This window comes from Streptomyces sp. PL-29 (genome assembly GCF_058344425.1).
The window spans coordinates 6,634,931-6,654,565 of record NZ_CP136996.1; the positions used below are offsets into that span (position 1 = coordinate 6,634,931).

17 protein-coding genes and 1 pseudogene are annotated in these 19,635 nt (G+C 72.6%); 10 read left to right on the forward strand and 8 right to left on the reverse strand.

The window, feature by feature from the left end:
- Positions 1-40: 40 nt before the first annotated feature.
- A complete protein-coding gene (locus R4Z63_RS30210; protein WP_037917023.1) occupies positions 41-214 on the reverse strand; it encodes a thiazolylpeptide-type bacteriocin in 174 nt (57 codons plus the stop codon).
- Between the two features lie 169 nt (positions 215-383).
- Between R4Z63_RS30210 and R4Z63_RS30215 the strand changes: the two genes are divergently transcribed.
- Complete coding sequence (locus R4Z63_RS30215) at positions 384-1,655, forward strand: amidohydrolase (protein WP_384449195.1); 1,272 nt, start codon at positions 384-386, stop codon at positions 1,653-1,655.
- Between the two features lie 89 nt (positions 1,656-1,744).
- A complete protein-coding gene (locus R4Z63_RS30220) occupies positions 1,745-2,287 on the forward strand; it encodes a hypothetical protein (RefSeq protein WP_384449198.1) in 543 nt (180 codons plus the stop codon).
- A 379-nt stretch (positions 2,288-2,666) separates the two neighbouring features.
- Here R4Z63_RS30220 and R4Z63_RS30225 read toward each other — a convergent pair whose 3' ends face one another.
- Positions 2,667-3,395 (reverse strand): TetR/AcrR family transcriptional regulator, encoded by a 729-nt coding sequence (locus R4Z63_RS30225; protein ID WP_384449201.1) that lies wholly within the window; start codon positions 3,393-3,395, stop codon positions 2,667-2,669.
- Between the two features lie 125 nt (positions 3,396-3,520).
- On the opposite strand from R4Z63_RS30225, the gene R4Z63_RS30230 reads away from it, so the two are divergent.
- Entirely contained in the window at positions 3,521-4,558 is a 1,038-nt protein-coding gene (locus R4Z63_RS30230; RefSeq protein WP_384449204.1) for an amidohydrolase family protein, read from the forward strand.
- A gap of 127 nt (positions 4,559-4,685) precedes the next feature.
- On the opposite strand, the gene R4Z63_RS30235 is transcribed toward R4Z63_RS30230, so the two are convergent.
- From R4Z63_RS30235 to R4Z63_RS30255, 5 genes are all read right to left on the reverse strand, one after another.
- Positions 4,686-4,928 (reverse strand): DUF6296 family protein, encoded by a 243-nt coding sequence (locus R4Z63_RS30235; protein ID WP_037917032.1) that lies wholly within the window; start codon positions 4,926-4,928, stop codon positions 4,686-4,688.
- Positions 4,929-5,048: 120 nt separating this feature from the next.
- The gene (locus R4Z63_RS30240) at positions 5,049-5,654 is read right to left on the reverse strand and encodes a copper chaperone PCu(A)C domain-containing protein (protein ID WP_384449208.1); all 606 of its coding nucleotides are present in this window, start codon (positions 5,652-5,654) and stop codon (positions 5,049-5,051) included.
- Positions 5,651-8,005: a heavy metal translocating P-type ATPase gene (locus R4Z63_RS30245; protein WP_384449211.1), complete on the reverse strand. Its 2,355-nt coding sequence runs from the start codon at positions 8,003-8,005 to the stop codon at positions 5,651-5,653. Before R4Z63_RS30245 ends, R4Z63_RS30240 begins: the two co-directional genes overlap by 4 nt.
- A complete protein-coding gene (locus R4Z63_RS30250; protein WP_384449214.1) occupies positions 8,002-8,250 on the reverse strand; it encodes a hypothetical protein in 249 nt (82 codons plus the stop codon). The genes R4Z63_RS30245 and R4Z63_RS30250 overlap by 4 nt, the downstream gene beginning before the upstream one ends.
- A 126-nt stretch (positions 8,251-8,376) precedes the next feature.
- Entirely contained in the window at positions 8,377-9,783 is a 1,407-nt protein-coding gene (locus R4Z63_RS30255) for a short-chain fatty acyl-CoA regulator family protein (RefSeq protein WP_384449217.1), read from the reverse strand.
- Positions 9,784-10,167: 384 nt separating this feature from the next.
- Between R4Z63_RS30255 and aceA the strand changes: the two genes are divergently transcribed.
- Together aceA and R4Z63_RS30265 are read left to right on the forward strand one after the other, a co-directional pair.
- The gene (aceA, locus tag R4Z63_RS30260; protein WP_037917040.1) at positions 10,168-11,457 is read left to right on the forward strand and encodes an isocitrate lyase; all 1,290 of its coding nucleotides are present in this window, start codon (positions 10,168-10,170) and stop codon (positions 11,455-11,457) included.
- Between the two features lie 290 nt (positions 11,458-11,747).
- Positions 11,748-12,485 (forward strand): annotated as a pseudogene (locus tag R4Z63_RS30265) (3-hydroxybutyryl-CoA dehydrogenase); the annotation flags it as partial.
- 290 nt (positions 12,486-12,775) lie between these two features.
- Here the strand turns inward: R4Z63_RS30265 and R4Z63_RS30270 are convergent.
- Entirely contained in the window at positions 12,776-13,723 is a 948-nt protein-coding gene (locus tag R4Z63_RS30270; RefSeq protein ID WP_384449220.1) for a methionyl-tRNA formyltransferase, read from the reverse strand.
- Between the two features lie 271 nt (positions 13,724-13,994).
- Here R4Z63_RS30270 and R4Z63_RS30275 point away from each other — a divergent pair, with 271 nt between their 5' ends.
- The 5 genes from R4Z63_RS30275 to R4Z63_RS30295 all read left to right on the forward strand — a co-directional run bounded on the left by R4Z63_RS30275 (position 13,995) and on the right by R4Z63_RS30295 (position 19,633).
- Positions 13,995-15,371 carry a lysine N(6)-hydroxylase/L-ornithine N(5)-oxygenase family protein gene (locus tag R4Z63_RS30275; protein ID WP_052030121.1) on the forward strand — a complete coding sequence of 459 codons (1,377 nt, stop codon included), beginning with the start codon at positions 13,995-13,997 and terminating at the stop codon, positions 15,369-15,371.
- A 41-nt stretch (positions 15,372-15,412) separates the two neighbouring features.
- A complete protein-coding gene (locus tag R4Z63_RS30280; RefSeq protein WP_384449225.1) occupies positions 15,413-16,471 on the forward strand; it encodes a FecCD family ABC transporter permease in 1,059 nt (352 codons plus the stop codon).
- Positions 16,468-17,559, forward strand: a complete 1,092-nt coding sequence (locus tag R4Z63_RS30285) for a FecCD family ABC transporter permease (protein WP_384449228.1) — start codon at positions 16,468-16,470, stop codon at positions 17,557-17,559. Before R4Z63_RS30280 ends, R4Z63_RS30285 begins: the two co-directional genes overlap by 4 nt.
- A gap of 117 nt (positions 17,560-17,676) precedes the next feature.
- Positions 17,677-18,498 carry an ABC transporter ATP-binding protein gene (locus tag R4Z63_RS30290; RefSeq protein WP_384449306.1) on the forward strand — a complete coding sequence of 274 codons (822 nt, stop codon included), beginning with the start codon at positions 17,677-17,679 and terminating at the stop codon, positions 18,496-18,498.
- A 76-nt stretch (positions 18,499-18,574) separates the two neighbouring features.
- Positions 18,575-19,633 (forward strand): iron-siderophore ABC transporter substrate-binding protein, encoded by a 1,059-nt coding sequence (locus tag R4Z63_RS30295; protein WP_384449231.1) that lies wholly within the window; start codon positions 18,575-18,577, stop codon positions 19,631-19,633.
- Positions 19,634-19,635 lie beyond the last annotated feature (2 nt).

Below are 19,635 nucleotides of genomic sequence, written 5' to 3' on the forward strand. Positions count from 1 at the left end.
ATGCGGGGCCGGGGCATCGCCGCGTCCGCGGCCCGACGGGTCAGGCGGAGCAGGAGGTGGTGCTGGTGGTCGACGAGCAGGTCGAGGTGGAGCTGCAGCTCGTGGAACCGGCGAGCACGACCTCGCTGGCGTCCGAGTAGTCGGAGATCTCGAACGTCTCGGACTCCAGCTCCAGGATCTCGTCCGCGAGCGAGGCGAGGGGCGACTTCTGCATGGTGGCTCCTTCGGGTGGGCGGACGGCGCGGGGTCGCGCCGTGCCGGGTCTGCTCCCATCACAGCGGGTACCGCCGTCACCGGACCCGTCGCAGCGCTGACACTCCGCTGTCACGAAGTGTCAGCGCCCTGCCGGGGCCGCCTCCGGCCCGCCGTCCGATCATGGCTCCATGACCGGCCACGCACCCGAACCGCCCGCCGCACCGCTCAGCCGACTCGGGGCGCACCTGCGCGACCTGACGGCCTGGTACCTGGAACTGCACCACGATCCGGAGCTGTCGGGGGAGGAGCGGCGCACGGCGGACCGCTTCGCCGGCAGGCTGGAGTCCGCCGGGTACACGACCACGCGCGGCATCGGCGGGCACGGTGTGGCCGGCGTGCTGCGCAACGGGGACGGGCCCACGGTCCTGCTGCGGGCCGAACTCGACGCCCTACCGGTCCGGGAGACGACCGGACTGCCGTACGCGGCCCGCGGGGAGGCGGCGCACGCCTGCGGGCACGACCTGCACCTCGCGGCGGCCGCGGGCACGGCGCTGCTGCTCGCCCGGACCCCCCGGGCCTGGCGCGGCACCCTCGTCGTGGCCGGGCAGCCGGCCGAGGAGACGCTGGAGGGGGCCAGGGCGATGCTCGCCGACGGCCTCTACCGGCGGTGCGGCCGGCCCGACGACGTCCTGGCCCAGCACGCGGCGCCGCTGCCGGCCGGCATGGTCGCCCACGGATACGGGCCCATGACGGCGGGCAGTGTCACGCTCCGGGTGGTGGTGCACGGCCGCGGCGGGCACGCCGGAGCTCCGCACCTCGCCGTGGACCCGGTGGTGGCGGCGGCGCACGTGGTGACCCGGCTCCAGGCGGTGGTGGCACGGGAGGCCGCTCCGGCCGACCAGGTGGCGGTGACCGTGGGCTCCTTCCGGGCGGGGGAGCGGGCCAACGTCATCCCGGACCGCGCGGAACTGGCCGTCACGGTGCGGGCGGTGAGCGAGGCCTCGCTGGCCCGGGCCGCCGCGGCCGTGGAGCGGATCGTGCGCGCCGAGTGCGCCGCAGCGGCCTGCCCGCGGGATCCGGAGATCGTCCGGATCTCCACCTCCCCCGTCACCCACCCGGATCCGGCGCTGACGGCGGCCGTACGGGAGGCGCACGCCGCCGAGTTCGGGGCGGAGCGGGTGGCGATGTGGCCGCCCTCGCTCGCCACGGAGGACTTCGCCCTCTTCGGCGATGCCGGGGCGGAGGTGCACGGCGAGCGGGGCATCCGGCTCGGCTACTGGATGCTGGGCACGGCCGGCCCGGCCGCCTGGTCCCGCGCAGCGGGCTCGACCGCGGCGGAGAAGATGGCGGCCCTCCCCGCCAACCACGCGCCGGACTTCGCCCCGGACGCCCGGACCGCCCTGCCGGCCGCAGTCCGCGCGCTGACCGCCGCCGCGCTGTGCCGGCTCGGCCCCTCGTGAACCGTCACGGCCCGTCGGGTGGAACCGAGTTCCGCGGTCGGCTCGTCCCAGGCCACGTACCACGAGCAGACTTGGAGAATCGTTCCACCATGGCAACACCGCACCACCCGGCCGGCCACGGCCCCGCGACCGGCACCCCGTACGCGGCTTCCGGCGGCCAGGGCCACCCGCAGCCCTGGGGCAACCCCGCCGCCGCGGCCCCCGGTTACGGACCCCCGGTTCCAGCAGGTCAGGCCCCGCCCGCGGTCTGCCGCGCGTGCGGCGGCCGGACCGCCGTCGACTTCAAGGTCAGAGCCCACACCGGCATCCTCATCATGATGAAGTTCGAGCACCTGGACGGGCCGTTCTGCCGGGACTGCGGCCTGGCCGTCGTCCGGCAGATGACCTACCGGACCCTCATCCTCGGCTGGTGGGGGCCGCTCTCCCTGGTCATCGTCAACCCCCTCACCCTGGTGTGGAACCTGGTCGCGTACCTCAAGTACCGCGGGCTCGCACCGTCCGAGCCCGTCCCGGGCCGCACCCACCTCGACACGGGTCCGCCCGTCCTGCGGCGGCCGCTCGCCTACCTGGCCCTGATCCCCCTGGCGTGGGCCGTGTGGGTCCTGACCCAGATCCTGTCCCATTCCGCGTGAGCCGGCACCGGTGCGGGCGGCGTCCGCCGCCCGCACCGGGACGCGTCCGCCGCCGAACGGCCGCCGATCGCGCAGAACGATCTCCCACCCGACGAGAAACGATCTGCAAAGAGTGGAAGCCGTACGTCGGAGTCCGGTGTGCAGGCACTGAAGCGCTCCGGACGGCGAAGTGCATCGACGCGGCCGCCCGCTCCAGGCCGGGGCACGAGAACCGGGCGGCGGCACCGCTCGGCTCGACCCGATGGTGCACCGCGACCTGATCCTGCTCGGCCGAGCGCGCGCCTCCGGCGTCTGGACCGGGGCTGCGGAAGTCAGCCGTGAGCGGCAGCGGTGGCCACCACGTCGATGATCGCGGACTTGACGCCGTGCGCGGGGCCCGTCATGCGGACAGTCGCTGGAGCCATTCCGCCAGAAGGTGCTGTTCGGCCTGGCTGAGGGCCTTCTGGCCGGGCAGTGCTGCGTGCAGGGCGCGGGCGGCGCCGCCCGGCCCCGGTTCCTCCACAGCCGGTTCCTGAGTGGTGATGGTGGCGATCATGGATTTGCGCAGGGCGGCAAGGAGTGCGGGGTCGCGCTCGGGCTCGGGGAGGGACAGCCAGGTCAGGATGGCGCCGCTGGCGGTGGCGTGGACGATCTGGGCCGCGAGCCCCTCTTCCAGGCGCAGAAGCCCCGCACCGGCGATGCGGCGAATGCGGTCCATGAGGTGTTCGAGGCCGATCCGGAACATGGTCGTGGACCGCGCGGGTTCGCCGTACATCAGGGCGTACAGCGCGGGGTTGGTCACTCCGAACTCGACCACGGTGTCCCAGCCGTCGCGCAGCTCCTTGACCGGGTCCTGCGGTGTGGGTTCGATCTGTTGCTTGGCTGCGAGGAACCGGGTGAAGCCGTGCTCGGCCACCGCGTCCAGCAGCCCCTTCTTGTCGCCGAACAGCCGGTACAGGGCCGGCGGCTGCAGTCCGGCCGCGTCGGCGACCGCCCGGGTGGTGACCGCGTCGCGACCTCCGCTCTCCAGCAGGCCGGTCGCGGCCTCGATGATCCGGCGGCGCGTCTGCTCCCGTGCGGCGGTACCGGGCTCCGCGGCGCGCCGAGTGAGGGTCGGTTCAACAGGCATGGACCAACGATAGCCTCCTCGCAGCGGCATGGGTATCAACGTTCTCCGTATCGTGGTGTCATCGATAGTATCGTCGATGTCACTTTATGGGTTTCAGTGGAAACATCAGCGCGAGGAGAACCGTCATGTCCGACCGTCTGCGGATCATCGGGGTGGAAGAAACCGTCGTCGTACCGGCCGTCTACGAGGCGTACCGGCGGGTCGGGTCGCCCCAGGTCTTCTCGCGCGGGTTCGGGGACAGCCCGATAGCGAAGAACCTGCACGAGGTCGGAGAGCAGCGGCTGGCCCACATGGACGACCAGGGCATCGACGTCGCCGTGCTGTCCCTGTCATCTCCGGGTGTGCAGGACCTGCCCGAGGCCGACGCCGTGATGGTGGCGCGCGAGGCCAATGACCAGCTTGCCGCGATCGTTGCCTCCAGGCCCGATCGCTTCCAGGCGTTCGCCGCGATTCCCACTCAGTCGCCGGCTGCGGCCGCGGCCGAGCTGGAGCGCGCGGTGGTCGAGCTGGGCTTTCCCGGGGCCATGCTGTACGGACGCACCGGGGACAAGCCGGCCGACCACCCGGACAACGACGAGCTGTACGCGATGGCCGAGCGGCTCGCCGTGCCGCTGCACTTCCATCCGCAGACGCCGGTCCAGCCCGTCATCGACGCCTACTACTCCCACCTCCCCGAGCCCATGGGCCCCGTGCTGGCCGGCGCCGGACTCGGCTGGTACTACGACCTCGGCATCCAGTACCTGCGCATGATCTTCTCGGGTGTCTTCGACCGGTTCCCCGACCTGCAGGTGATCGCCGGACACTGGGGCGAAGTGGTGATGTTCTACCTCGACCACACCGGCTTCTTCGGTGAGGCAGGCGGTCTGCGGCAGCCCCTGACGGACTACTTCAAGCAGAACTTCTGGGTCGCCGGCAGTGGCACCAACAGCCCCCGCTACCTGCGCTGGACCGCCGAAGTGATGGGAACCGACCGGATGCTGTACTCCACCGACTACCCCTTCACCTACGGTTTCCGCCCCGGCGGCTTCCCCTACGTCGACACCAGCAACGGCCAAGCCCGCTCCTTCCTGGAGACCTCGCCGTTCACCGATGAGCAGAAGGCCGACATCGGCCACCGCAACTGGGAACGCCTCACCGCCCGCGCGAAGCACCTGACGGCCTGAAACGCCGATCGCGGGCCGGCGGAGCGCCACGGGGCGCTCCGGCCGGCCCGCACGGCCCACCGAGGTGGACCTCGGCGCACGCCGGATCCGCGGTGGTGGCGGGCGTCCGGGGCGGCGGCACCGAGCCTCAGGGCACCGGCCGGGCCCGCAGCACGCGGGCCGGATCCTGGCCCCCGCCGGTCACCAGGACCCGGACCTCGCCGCCGCTGCTGATCTCCGCCCGGACGATGCCGGTGGCGTCCTCGTAGACGGGGTGCCCGCCCGGTCCCGCCGCGTTGGTGCGGGTCATCCGGACGACGTCCTGCCCGACCCCGTCCGCGGCCGCGAAGACCACCTCGTAGGCATCCGCGTGCCCGTGCACCGTACTCATGGCCGACCCTCCTGCCGTGACGTCCGCGGTTCGCCGGCGGCGGCCGACTTCCCACCTGCCACGCTAAGCCCGCCCGGCCGCCCTGTCCTGGCCGGGCCGCGGGCGGCCGTCCCACCGGGCTCAGCCGGCGGGGCGCACCACGAACGCCACGGCGTCCACCGGGCCGCTGCGCCGGAAGTGCAGGACGAACGGGACGAGCTCGCCCACCTCGCGGCGGGTCTTCACCGCGACCGTCAGGTCCAGGGTGGCCGGAGTCATGTGCACGACGGTGCCCGCCGGGATGTCCGCCGAGGCGACCGCGCGCGTCGCGTCGCCGGTCCCGCCGAGCTCGTGCCGGTTGAGCACGATCTGGTAGGCGGTCGGCGAGGACACCGAGACCAGCTGGTCGTCGGATCCACCGGTGTTGGCGATCCGGAAGACGGCCGTGGTGCGCTCCTCGCCGGCGTGCGGGAGGAAGACCTGTCCGACACCGACGTCGATCCGGGCCGGGCTGCCGGCTGCTCCCGTCCTGGTCCAGGCCGTCAGCGCCACCAGCATCACCAGACACGCCGTCACGGGAACCAGGGCGGCGAACAGCCCGTCGCGTATACCCCGGCGGCCGGAGCCGCCGCGTTCCGCGACCGCCTTCACCGCGCGGGCCGCGGCCCGGCGCACCGTCCGCCTCACCGTCCCGCCCACCGTCCCGTTCACCGTCCCGTTCACCTTCCGCAGCAGGTCGTTGATCAACGGGAAACCCTTCCGACGGGGGCGCCCGGCCGGCGCGGCGCGGGCTGCCAGGTGCGCAGGCGCAGGCTGTTGGCCACGACGAGGACCGAGCTGGCGGACATGGCGGCGGCGGCCGGCATCGGGGCCAGCAGCCCCACCGCCGCCAAGGGGACGGTCACCGCGTTGTAGCCGAACGCCCAGACGAGGTTGAGGCGGATCGTCGCCAGCGTGCGGCGGGCGAGGCGGACCGCGTCGGCGACCGCCTCGACGTCGCCCCGTACGAGGGTCACGTCGGCGGCCCCGATGGCCACGTCCGTGCCGCTGCCCATCGCGATGCCGAGATCCGCCTCCGCCAGGGCCGCGGCGTCGTTGACCCCGTCCCCGATCACGGCTACCCGGCGGCCCCCGCTCCGCAACTCCCGCACCAGCGCCGCCTTGCCCTCCGGAGTGCAGTGGGCGTGCACCCGTGCAATGCCGAGATCGCGAGCGACGGCCCGGGCGGTGGCCTCCCGGTCGCCGGTGGCCAGGACCGGCTCCACGCCGAGGTGCCGCAGCCGGTCCACCGCCCGGTAGCTGCCGGGCCGCAGGACGTCGCCCAGCGCGATGAGCGCCTCGTCGAAGCCGTCCACCCGGACCAGGACCGGGGTGAGCGCGGCAGCCTCCGCATCGGCCAGTGCCTGCGCCAGCGAGGCGGGCAGGCCGCCGCCCGGAGTGCGCACCTCCACCCGGCGGCCCTCCACGATCCCCGTCACGCCGCTGCCGGGCACGGCCAGGAAACCGACGACTTCCGGGAGCGGACCCCGGTCCGTGGCGCGCTGCGCGTAGCAGGCGATCGCGCGGCCCAGCGGGTGCTCGGAGCCCTGCTCCACCGCCCCGGCCAGCCGGAGGACCGCCTCCCTGCCGATCCCACCGGCGGTCTCCGTCACCCGTACGACGGACATGTGCCCCGTGGTCAGCGTGCCGGTCTTGTCCAGGACGATCACGTCGACGTGCCGCAGGGCCTCCAGGGACCGCGGCCCCTTGACCAGGATGCCGAGCCGGGCGCCCCGGCCGGTGGCGGCCATCAGGGCCGTCGGGGTGGCCAGGCCGAGGGCGCACGGGCAGGCCACGACGAGGATCGCGACGGCCGCGGTGACGGCCGCCTGGGGATCTGCTCCGGCGCCGAGCCAGAAGCCCAGCACGGTCACCGCCAGGGACAGCACCGCCGGGACGAAGACGCCCGCCACCCGGTCGGCCAGGCGCTGTGCCCGGGCCTTGCCCGCCTGTGCCTCGGTGACCAGGCGCGTGATCCGGGCCAGCCGGGTGTCGGCGCCGACCGCCGTGGCCTCGACGAGGAGCAGTCCGCCCATGTTGACGGCGCCACCCACCACCGGACGTCCCGGGCCGACCTCTACCGGGTCGCTCTCCCCGGTGATCAGTGACAGGTCCAGGGCCGAACGGCCGGACACCACGACGCCGTCGGTGGCGACCCGCTCCCCGGGCCGGACGACGAAGCCCTGCCCCGGCACCAGCTCCGCTATGGGCAGCAGGCGCTCCCCGCCCTCCTCGCGCACGGTGACGTCCTTGGCGGCCAGCCCGGCGAGGGAGCGCAGCGCCGCACCCGTGCCGCGCCGGGCACGCGCCTCCAGATGGCGGCCGGTCAGTACGAAGAGGGGAACGGCCACGGCCGCTTCGAGGTAGAGGTGCGCGACCTCCGCTCCGGCCGACGGGAGCAGGCTGAACGGCATGCGCATGCCCGGATCGCCCGCCCCGCCGAGGAACAGCGCGTACAGGGACCAGGCGAAGGAGGCGATGACGCCGAGCGAGACGAGGGTGTCCATGGTGGCCGCCGCGTGCCGCAGTCCGCGGGCCGCCCTCAGGTGGAACGGCCAGGCGCTCCAGACGGCCACGGGGGCGGCCAGTACGAGGCACAGCCACTGCCAGTTGCGGAACTGCAAGGCGGGCACCATCGACAGCACGAGGACGGGCAGGCAGAGCAAGGCGGTGATCAGCAGGCGTTCGCGGTCCTTGCGGGCCTCCTCGCGCGTTGGACCTGCCGGATCGTCCGGATCTTCCGGGCCGGCCGCACCGGCGGAGCCCGAGGGGCGGGCCGTACCGCCCGGGGCGCCTGGGCCGGTCCCGGCCCGGGGCACGGGCGGCGGTATCCACTCCGGCTCGTAGCCCGCCTTCTCGACCGCGGCCATGAGATCCTCGGCCGTGACGCCCGCCGGGTGGTGGACGCGGGCCCGGCCGGTGGCCAGGTTCACCGAGGCCGTCACCCCCTCGATGCGGGACAGGCGCTTCTCCACCCGGTTCACGCACGCCGCGCAGGTCATGCCGCGGATGACCAGGTCGGTGGTCACCCCGGCGACCGTGCCGCCTTCCGCCGTCATCGCCCGCCGCCGTGCACGCCGGCCGCGCCGCCGCTCATGCCGTCCATGCCGCCCGGCGCGGCGGGGTCGGCGTCGCCGACGGTGCTGCGCATGCCGGGCGCCACCGGACCGGCCGCCGCCCCGATCCCGTACGCGAGGGCGAACAGCGCGAGGAGCAGCACCGCGAAGCCGGTCAGCGCCGGGGGAGGGCCCCACCGCTGCGTGGACGCGGGCGCCTGCACTGCGGACTGCTGTTCTTCGGTCATCGACATTCCCTGATCCGAGGATTCGCTCTCGGGGACGACGCCCCGCCGGTTCCGGTCAGGTGGTCGGTTGCGGCCCCCGCCCGGTTCCGGCGGATCTCCCATCGGTCGCCCGCCCCCTCCGTCGGATCAGTCCTTCTCGCGGATCACGGGGTAGGGGATGAAGGTGCTGCTGTTCTCGTCGACCGCCAGGGCGCGGCCGAGCGGAGGGACGGCCCGCTGGGGGCAGTCGAGCCGTTCGCACAGGCGGCAGCCCATGCCGATGGGCGTGGCGGCGGAGACGTTGCCGAGGTCGAGGCCGTCGGAGTACACCAGCCGGGAGGCGTGCCGGATCTCGCAGCCGAGGCCGATCGCGAAGGTCTTGCCGGGTTCGCCCCAGCCGCCGCGGTGGCGGGTCACGGAACGCGCGGTCCACAGGTACCGCTGCCCGTCCGGCATGGCGGCGATCTGGACGTGGATGCGACCGGGCGCGGCGAAGGCCTCGTAGACGTTCCACAGTGGGCAGGTACCGCCCGCACGGGAGAAGTGGAATCCGGTGGCGGACTGCCGCTTGGACATGTTCCCGGCCCGGTCGACCCGTACGAACGAGAAGGGCACCCCGCGCAGCCTGGGGCGTTGCAGGGTGCTGAGGCGGTGGCAGACAGTCTCGTAGCCGAGGCCGAAGTGGTCGGTGAGCCGGTCGATGTCGTACCGGAACTCCTCGGCTGCCGCGTGGAAGGCGCCGTACGGGAGGATCAGCGCGGCCGCGAAGTAGTTCGCGATGCCGATCCGGGCCAGGCCGTGCGCGGGGGAGCCGGGCGGGAAGTCCTCGGCAGCCAGCCGGTCCAGCTCGGCTCCCTGCTCCACCAGCGCGAGCTGGGTGGCCATCCGGAACGCCTGCTGGCCAGGCCGCAGTCGGCCGGACAGGCGCAGGACCCGCGCGCCCGCGTCGAAGTGGTGGAGGCGGTCGGAGCCGGCCGTCAGCCGGATCCCGTGCCGGCCGGAGAGCCGGTCCGCCAGCACGCGCAGCACGTCCCCGCGCTCGATGCCGATCTCCCGCGCCAGCGCTTCGGCGGCCGTGTCGGTGTCGTGCAGGTAGTTCTGCCGCCGGTAGAAGAAATCGCGGATCTCCTCGTGGGGCGAGCGTGGCGCGACGCCCCCCGCCCCGTCCCTGCCGTCCGCCGTCTCCGAGAGCCGTTCCGCGAGCAGTTGGCTGCGCCGGCCCAGGTCCACCAGCACGGACGCGACGGCCGGCATCCGCTGGGCCAGCTCGGCCAGGTCGGACGGGGACACCCGGGCCTGCGCGACCTCTCCGGCGAGCGCCTCGCGCAGGTCGGCCACGAGCCGGCTGGTGTCACGCTCGGAGAAGAAGCCGGGATCGACGCCGAATGCCTCGGTCAGCCGGAGCAGTACCGGGACGGTCAGCGGGCGGGAGTCGTGCTCCATCTGGTTGAGGTAGCTGGGCGAGATGCCGAGGGCCCGGGCCAGTTCCGCCTGGCTCATCCGGCGTTCCTCGCGCAGCCGCCGCAGGCGCGCCCCCGCGTAGGTCTTGCTCACCCACACCCCCTCCTCGGGCCCTTCGGCCGGGCTCCGGGGCATGCGCGACCACGCCTCCCCCGAACCTTCGCAAGCATGGCAGAAACCGGCGGGAAGATGCGCAGAACTTGGCAGACAGCACTCCTTGTTGACACTCGGTGCCAGTGTCAGAGTCGTCCTGCGGACCGCCGGACCCCGGCGGCCGAGACGGGCGGTCGGGGCGTGAATCGCTCCCTGATGTCGGATATTCCGGCAGTCCGGCTCGGCCGCCCGGCGCATTGCTCAGCTCCGTCCATGGTGGGGTCCGGCGGCCGCGACCCAAGGTTCGGGCACACAGTGCCAATGCCTTGCCGTGCCCGGCGACAGCATTGGCAGCCCCAGCGACTCACGGAGACGGTGACGGTCATGGCAGAGGCGAACACGACCACGGCAGCGGCGCAGCGGCTGGCGCAGCGCTGGGCCACGGACCCGCGATGGGCGGGCATCGAGCGCACTTACACGGCCGAGGACGTGGTGCGGCTCTCCGGCAGCGTGCGGGAGGAACACACCCTGGCCCGGCGCGGCGCCGAGCGCCTGTGGAGGCAGCTTCACGAGCTGGACTACGTCCACGCCCTCGGTGCGCTGACCGGAGGGCAGGCCGTGCAGCAGGTCCGTGCGGGCCTCCGGGCGATCTACCTCTCCGGCTGGCAGGTGGCCGCCGACGCCAACCAGGCCGGCCACACCTACCCCGACCAGAGCCTGTACCCCGTCAACTCCGTCCCGCAGGTGGTGCGCCGCATCAACAACGCCCTCCTGCGCGCCGACCAGATCGCCACCGCCGAGGGAGGCGCCGACGCGACGGACTGGCTGGCGCCGATCGTCGCGGACGCCGAAGCCGGTTTCGGCGGCCCGCTCAACGCCTTCGAGCTGACCAGGGCGATGATCGCGGCGGGCGCGGCCGGCATCCACTACGAGGACCAGCTCGCCTCCGAGAAGAAGTGCGGCCACCTCGGTGGCAAGGTCCTCGTCCCGACCTCGCAGCACGTCCGCACCCTCAACGCGGCCCGGCTCGCCGCCGACATCGCGGACACTCCGACCTTGATCATCGCCCGTACGGACGCGCTGGCCGCGAATCTGCTGACGAGCGACGTCGACGAGCGGGACGCACGGTTCAGCACCGGCGAGCGCACCGCCGAGGGCTTCTACCGCATACGCAACGGCATGGCTCCCGTCATCGCACGCGGTCTCGCCTACGCCCCGTACGCCGACCTCATCTGGGTGGAGACCGGCACCCCGGACCTGGCCCAGGCCCGTGAGTTCGCCGAGGCCCTCCATGCGGAGTTCCCCGGGAAGATGCTGGCCTACAACTGCTCGCCCTCCTTCAACTGGAAGGCCACCCTCGACGACGACCAGATCGCCAAGTTCCAGCGCGAACTCGGCTCCATGGGCTACAAGTTCCAGTTCATCACCCTGGCCGGCTTCCACTCCCTCAACCACGGCATGTTCGACCTGGCCCGGGGCTACGCCGAGCACGGCATGACGGCCTACGTGGACCTCCAGGAGCGCGAGTTCGCCGCCCAGCGGCACGGGTTCACCGCGGTCAGGCACCAGCGCGAGGTCGGCACCGGCTATTTCGACCTGGTCTCCACCGCCGTCAACCCGGACTCCTCCACCACCGCGCTCGCCGGCTCGACCGAGGAGGAGCAGTTCCACTGATCCGTCTCCCCGGCTCCCCGGTCCTCTCCTCCACCTTCCCGCTCCGCCCACCCACTCCCGTCCCGCCTCCGTCAGGAGACCGCATGTCCACCACCGCGACCACGCCCCGGGACCCGGCCCGCGCGGCACCGGCCGAACGTCACGACGTGTTCCCCGCGCACGTCAGCGGCGTCCCGCCGCACTGCGATGCGAGCCCGCGCGGCCACCGGACCGCGGCCCCGCAGGGGCCGGCCGAGGACGCCGCGGGCGCCGCCCCGATCCGCCGCGTCGGCATCGTCGGCGGCGGGCGGATGGGCGCCGGAATCGCCGAGGTCTGCGCCCGCGCGGGACTCGACACCGTCGTCTGCGAGGTCGACGCCGGCGCGGCCCTGGCCGCGCGCGAACGGGTCGCCCTGTCCCTCGAACGCGCCGTCCAGGGCGGAAAGCTGGACCGGATCTCCGCCGAAGACGCCCTCGCCGGGCTGGTCTTCGCCGGTAGCCTCGACGAACTCGCCGACCGGCAGCTGGTCGTCGAGGCCGTCACGGAGAACACCGCGATCAAGACGGAGACCTTCGCGGCCCTCGACAAGATCGTGGAGGATCCTGCGGCGATCCTCGCCACCAACACCTCCTCCCTGCCGGTCATGCGCCTGGGCATGGCCACGGGCCGCGCCGACCGGGTCGTGGGACTGCACTTCTTCAACCCCGTCCCCGCGCTCCCCCTCGTGGAGGTCGTCTCCTCGCTCCACACCTCCCGGGAGACCGTCGGGGCCGTGGAGGCCTTCGCCCGTGACGTCCTGGGCAGGACGGTCGTCCACTCCACCGACCGGGCCGGCTTCGTCGTCAACGCCCTCCTCGTCCCGTACCTGCTCTCGGCGATCCGCATGACCGAGTCCGGCTTCGCCACCGCGACCGATGTGGACACGGGCATGGAACTGGGCTGCGCCCACCCGATGGGGCCGCTCAGGCTCGCCGACCTGATCGGCCTGGACACCGTCGCCGCCATCGCCGAATCGCTCTACGACGAGTTCAAGGAACCCCTCTACGCCCCGCCCCCGCTCCTGTCGCGGATGGTGCAGGCGGGCCTCCTGGGCCGCAAGGCGGGTTCCACACGTACGACCAGGGCCGATGAGGGACCCTGGTCCGCCGCCGGGCTGAGGGGCCCGGCGGCGCGCGGTGAGCGGGGTGCGGTGGAGTGGTGTCCGCCGCACCCCACGGCGCTGCTCTCGCCGTACGCGCGCGGCGGCCTTCCGGAACCCGGGCAGTGGTGCCGGGCGACGGCCTTCCACGGTGTCGCCGCGCCCCGGCCGGTGCGTCGGTGCGTCGGAGGAGCCGGTGCTCAGGGGCGCCCGGTCAGGTATCCGCCCATCGAGGTGAAGTACCGGCCGGCCGGCAGCTCGCGCCCGTCCTCGGTCCGCACCCGGGTGATGGCCAGCCCGTGGTTGCGGCCGGAGCGGGCGTCGGCGCCCGCGACGATCACCACGCCGTCGCCCTCGCGGTAGAAGACGCGGCCGGGCGTGCCGCCGTAGCGGCCCTGCGACACGAAGGCGGCCAGGACCTCGATTCGCCTGCCCCGGTGGAAGGTGAAGGCGCTCGGGTAGGGCTCGGACTGGGCCCGTACCAGACGGTCCAGTTCCTCCGCGGACCAGGTCCAGTCGATGCGGCTGTCCTCGACGGACCGCTTGTGGAAGAAGCTGGCCTGCGACCGGTCCTGGCGCACGAACTCCCGCTGCCCGGAGGCGATGAGGCCGAGGGCGCCGACCGTGACCGGCGCGATGAGGTCGACGGTCCGGTGGAAGAGGTCGGTGGCGGTGTCCTTCGGCCCCACCGGGACGGCCTCCTGCCGCACGATGTCGCCGGCGTCGAGTTCGTCGTTCATCATGTGCGCCGTGACGCCGACTTCGGTTTCACCGTTGATCAGCGCCCAGATCAGGGGCGAGAAGCCGGCGTACTTCGGCAGCAGCGAGTCGTGGACGTTCAGGGTGCCGTGGCGGGGGAGGCCGAAGACGCGCGGGGGCAGCCAGGTCCGCCAGTTGTTGGCCACGATGATGTCCGGGCTCGCCGCCTCCAGACGCGTGAACAGCTCGTCGTCGTCGGGGCGGTCGCGGAGCAGGACGGGGACGTGGTGCTCCGCGGCGAGGTCGGCGACGGAGTCGCTCCAGATCCTCTCGTAGGCGTGCTCGCTCCGGGGGTGCGTCACGGCCAGGACCACGTCGTGCTCGGAGTCCAGGAGGGCTTGCAGGGTGCGGTGCCCCCAGGTCTGGTAACCGAACATGACGACCCGCATGGTTCCTCCTCGGCGCAGGCGGTTGGCCACGTCGAGTAAAGCAAGGCTTGCCTAAGCGTGCAATGGCCCTAGTGCGCAAGGGAGTTGAAGGTCGCTCGGAAGGGTGACCGTCCGCTCCGCCTATCGACAGCGTCCCGGAAATGAGCTTAGCCTTGCCTAAGTCTCATGGTCGTGACGTCGTCGGCGTGCCCGAGTTCCGCGTCCGCCGGGGTCCGGCCCGCGGCCGCGCGTCCCCACGGCTCGGTGGCCGTCCTCGCAAGATGGGAGTGACATGGCACAGGTTCGTCCTGGCGAATCCCCGGTGGTCCACGACCTCGTTGGAATCGGCTTCGGGCCGTCCAACGTGGCCATGGCCATCGCGGTCAGCGAGCACAACGCACGCGTCGGCGGACGGGAGGCGGTCCACGCTCGCTTCTTCGAGCAGCAGCCACGCTTCGGCTGGCACCGCGGGATGCTCATCGACGACGCGACCATGCAGGTGAGCTTCCTCAAGGACCTGGTGACGCTGCGGAACCCGGCGAGCGAGTTCAGCTTCCTGTGCTACCTCAAGAGCAGGGGACGGTTGGTCGACTTCATCAACCACAAGAACCTCTTCCCGCTGCGTGTGGAGTTCCACGACTACTTCGAGTGGGCCGCGGACAAGGTCGACGGTCTGGTCTCCTACGGACATGAGGTCGTCGGCGTCACGCCCGTCGCCCGTGACGGAGCGGTGGAGCACCTCGACGTCACGGTCCGCTCCGGGGAGGGACTTGCCCTCCACCGGGCCCGCAACATCGTGCTGGGCACCGGTCTGCGCCCCTTCATGCCGGACGGTGTCGAACGCACCGAGCGCGTCTGGCACAACTCGGATCTGCTGACGAAGGTCGACGGCTTGGACGGCGGCGCCCCCTCCCGATTCATCGTCGTCGGCGCAGGGCAGAGTGCCGCCGAGAACGTCGCCTACCTGCACCGCCGTTTTCCGGAGGCCGAGGTCTGCGCCGTCTTCTCCCGCTACGGGTACAGCCCCGCCGACGACAGCGGCTTCGCCAACCGGATCTTCGACCCGGATGCCGTGGGCGAGTTCTTCGCCGCGCCGGAGGACGTCAAGCACCGGCTCATGGACTACCACGGCAACACCAACTACTCCGTGGTGGACATCGACCTGATCGACGACCTGTACCGGCGGATGTACCGGGAGAAGGTGCTGGGCACCGAGCGCCTCCGCTTCCTCAACGTCTCCCGGCTGGCGGCCCTCCGGGAGACCTCGGCGGGCGTTCGCGTGACCGTGCGGTCCCTCGTCACCGGTGAAGAGACCCCGCTGGACGCCGACGTCGTGGTCTTCGCGACCGGGTACCGTCCCGCAGACCCCCTCGGCCTGCTCGGTGAAGCCGCCGGGCGGTGCCTGCGTGACGGCGAGGGGCGCGTCCGGGTCCGGCGCGACTACCGCATCGCGACGGACCCCGCACTGCGCTGCGGGATCTACGTGCAGGGCGGGACGGAGCACACCCACGGCATCACCTCGTCCCTGCTGTCCAACACCGCCGTCCGGGTGGGCGAGATCCTCGACTCGCTCCTCGGGCGCGGTCCGCAATCCGCTTCCGGCCAGGCCCGTACGGTCTCCGGGGCGCCGGCGGTGCGGCTGCCCGCCGACCGGCGCCGATTCCACTGACTCCAGTCCACCGGCGGACGGAAGGGATGGGGTAGGGCGACATGGGCGTGATGGCACTGGAACGTCCCCTGTCCACGGGCACGACACAGGCGCGCAGGCGGAGGGTCGCCGGCTCGGTCACGCTCGCGGTGATCCTGCTGATCGCGATGGCCGTGTCACTGGGCGTCGGTGCGCGCGGGCTCAGTCCCTCCGAGGTCTGGTACGGACTGTCGGCCGGGCCGAGCGCCGACCACCGGCTGACCGAGATCCAGCTCATCGTGCGGACGGTACGGCTCCCGCGCACGGTGCTCGCCACCGCGGCCGGAGTGGCCCTGGGGGTGGGCGGGGCGCTCATCCAGGGCTACACGCGCAACCCGATCGCCGACACCGGCCTGCTGGGCGTGAACGCGGGTGCCTCGTTCGCCGTGGTCTCGGTGATCGCCGTCCTCGGCTTCGCGAACCCTTTCCAGTACGTCTGGTTCGCCTTCGCCGGGGCCGTGGTCGCGGGCGTCCTGGTGTTCGGGCTGGCCGGCATCGGCCGAGGGGCCGGCAACCCGCTGACCCTCGCACTGGCCGGACAGGGGGTCACCGTGTTCCTCGCCGCGATGACGACGGCGGTCGCGCTGTCCGACAAGGCGTCACTGAACGCGCTGCGCTTCTGGAACGCGGGCTCGGTGGCCGGCGTCGGATTCGGCGTCATCAGGCCGGTGACCGCCTTCATCGGGGCCGGGCTGGTGCTGGCAGCGGCCACGCTGCCCGCCCTCAACCTGCTCAACCTGGGCGACGACGTGGCGCGGGGCCTGGGCGTCAACACCGCCCTCCACCGGACCCTCGGCATCATCGCCATCACCCTGCTGGCGGGGGCCGCGACGGCGGCGTGCGGCTCCATCGCGTTCCTCGGGCTCATGGTGGCCCACCTGGCCCGCTACCTGACCGGGCCGGACTACCGCTGGCTCGTGCCGTACGCGGGTCTCCTCGGTGCCGTCGTCCTGCTGGTCTGCGACATGGCCGGACGACTGCTGGTGCGGCCGGGCGAGCTGGACGCCGGTGTCGTCGTGGCGCTCCTCGGCGCCCCCTTCTTCGCGGTCCTGGTGTGGCGCGGGAAGTTCACGGGCGCATGACCGGGCCCGGCATGGACGTCGCCGACCCGCACCGGCCGCGGGAGAAGCCTCCGCTGGCACCGGGTGTGCGGCTCGGCGGGATGTCGTTCGTCTGGCGGCCCTGGCTGGTCTGCGTCACACTCCTGCTGGCGGCGGCGACCTTCCTCGCCTGCTGCGTGTCCATCGGCGTCGGGGACTTCCCCATCGCGCTGCCCCGGGTGATCTCCACGGTCCTGGGCCGGGGCGAGCCGGTCGACGAATTCGTGATCATGGACCTTCGGATGCCCCGGGCCCTGGCCGGCTGCGTCGTGGGAGTCGCCCTGGGCGTGTCGGGGGCGATCACCCAGTCCATCGCGCGCAACCCGCTGGCCAGCCCCGACATCCTCGGGATCACCTGGGGCGCCGGCGCGGTCGCGGTGTTCCTGGTCACGGTGTCGGGCGGGAGCGCCACGGCCGTCGTCAACTCCGTGGGGCTGTCCGGTGCAGCTCTCGCGGGTGGTCTGGGCACGGGGCTCCTCGTGTACGTGCTGGCCTGGCGGCGCGGGATCGACGGCTTCCGGCTCGTCCTCATCGGCCTGTCCGTGAGCGCGGTGATGGAGGCCGTCACGACCTGGCTGCTGGTGACCGCCGACATCAGAGACGTGGCCCGGGCGCAGGCCTGGTTGATCGGCTCCCTGGACAGCCGTTCCTGGGATGACGTGCGGGTGGCGCTCTGGTGCACGCTCGCGCTGGTGGCCGTCGTGGCGTCGGCCTCGTTCCAGTTCAAGCCGCTGCATCTCGGCGACGACGTGGCCACGGGCCTGGGCGTCCGCCGTACGCTCGTGCGGGCCGTCCTGCTGCTGTGCGCGGTGCTGCTGGCCGGGGTCGCGGTGAGCGCGGCCGGGCCCGTCTCCTTCGTCGCGCTGGTGGCACCGCAGGTGGCGATGCGCCTGACGAGGTGTCCGACACCGCCGATGGCGGCCTCCGGGCTGACCGGGGCCCTGCTGCTGACCGGCGCGGACCTGGTCGCGCGTACGGCGCTGCCGATCACCCTGCCGGTCGGGGTGGTCACCGCCGCGATCGGCGGTCCCTTCCTCGTGTACCTCCTGGTACGGGCCAATCTTCGTTGATCGACACATGTTCGGGCAGGCACGGACCGAGGGGGAGGCGTGGCCGAGGAACACGGCGCCGGGGGCGCGGCCGGGAGCGCGGCCAGGGGTGCGGCCGAGGGCGCGGACACCGCGCGGCTGGTGGCCAGGGGAGTGACGGTCGGGTATGGGGGCCGGGTCGTCATCGACGACCTCGACGTGGCCGTCCCGCCCCGGGTGATCACCACGATCATCGGGGCCAACGGGTGCGGCAAATCGACCCTGTTGCGGACCCTGGCGCGGCTGCTCAGGCCTACCCGGGGGGTCGTCGTCCTGGACGGCGACGACATCGCGCGGCTCCGGACCAGGGACGTGGCCAGGAAGCTCGGCCTGCTGCCGCAGGCCCCGGTGGCGCCGGAGGGGCTCACCGTGGCCGACCTGGTCGCCAGGGGCCGGCATCCGCACCAGAGCTGGCTGCGGCAGTGGTCGTCGGACGACGCCGACGTGGTGGAGCGCGCGCTCGCCATGACGGGGGTGTCCGATCTGGCAGACCGCCCGGTCGATTCCCTGTCCGGAGGCCAGCGCCAGCGGGTGTGGATCTCCATGACGCTGGCCCAGGGCACCGACCTGCTGCTGCTCGACGAGCCGACCACCTACCTGGACCTGGCGCACGCCGTCGACGTGCTCGATCTGGTGGACGACCTCCACGAGTCCGGATGCACGGTCGTCCTGGTGCTGCACGACCTGAATCTGGCCGTCCGTTACAGCGACCACCTCGTCGTGATGAAGGCGGGAACGATCCTGGCGCAGGGCCACCCGCGTGAGGTGATCACCGCCGGTCTGCTCCGGGAGGCCTTCGGACTGCGGGCCAGGGTGATCGACGACCCGGTGGGGGGCGGGCCCCTCGTCGTGCCGATCGGCCGCACCCATGTGACGCCGGATCAGGCGGACAAAGATTCGGTTCAAGTAAGGCTAGGCTAGCCTCACTTGAGGGCGATATCGTGTGCCTGCCCTCGGGCCGGGGTGCCATGGACAGCACGAAAGCAAGGGATTGCGGATGCTTCTCCATCGAACGACTCGTACCAGTCCCCGGGCACGGGCCGCCGCGGCCGTGTCCGCCGCGGCGCTCGGAGCCGGCCTCCTGGCCGGCTGCGGATCCGGCCCGGCGGACCCGGCCGCACGGAGCGGCCCTGACACCCCGGCCACCGAAGCCGGCACCTTCCCGGTCACCGTGGAGCACGCCTTCGGATCCACGCGGATCGACAGGGCCCCGAAGCGCGTCGTCTCCGTCGGCTACACCGACGACCAGGCCGTCCTCGCCCTCGGGATCAAGCCGGTGGGCATGGTCGACCAGTACCCCAACCCGCCCGGCACGAGTCCCGACCTCAACACCCAGTGGCCCTGGACGAAGGCCAAGTGGGGCGACACCCGCCCCGATGTCGTCATGAACAACGGCGACGCCGGCCCGAACTACGAGAAGATCGCCGCACTGCGGCCGGATCTGATCATCGCCGTCTACTCCGAGATCGACCGGGCCTCCTACGAGAAGCTCACCAGGATCGCACCGACGGTGGGCCGGACCAGGGCCGAGAAGGAGCCCTTCAGCGCCCCCTGGCAGGACAACGCCGTCCACATCGCCAAGGCCCTCGGCCAGGAGGCCAGGGGAACCGAACTGGTCAAGGGCATCCAGGACAAGCTCGACGCGGCCAGGAAGGCGCACCCGGAGTTCGCGCACCAGACCGCCGTCGCACTGTCCTGGTACAAGGACTCGGTCGCCCCCTTCACCACCACCGACGTGCGCGGCCGACTCGTGACGGGCATCGGCTACCAGGGCCAGGCCGAGATCGACAAGATCGCCGACGGCAGGTTCTACACCACGCTCTCCCCAGAGCGCATGGACCTCGTCGACGTCGACCGGATCTTCGTCATCGCCGACCGGGCGGACCAGGAAGCGCTGAAGAAGTCCGAGCTCTTCACCCACCTGAACGCGGTCCGCAACGGCCGGGTCTCCTACCTCCTGGACAGCGAGGGCCCGGCCGTCGGCGCGGCCATGTCCCAGGGCACCCTGCTCTCCCTGCCCTACGCGATCGACGAACTCGTCACGTCGGCCGGCTGACG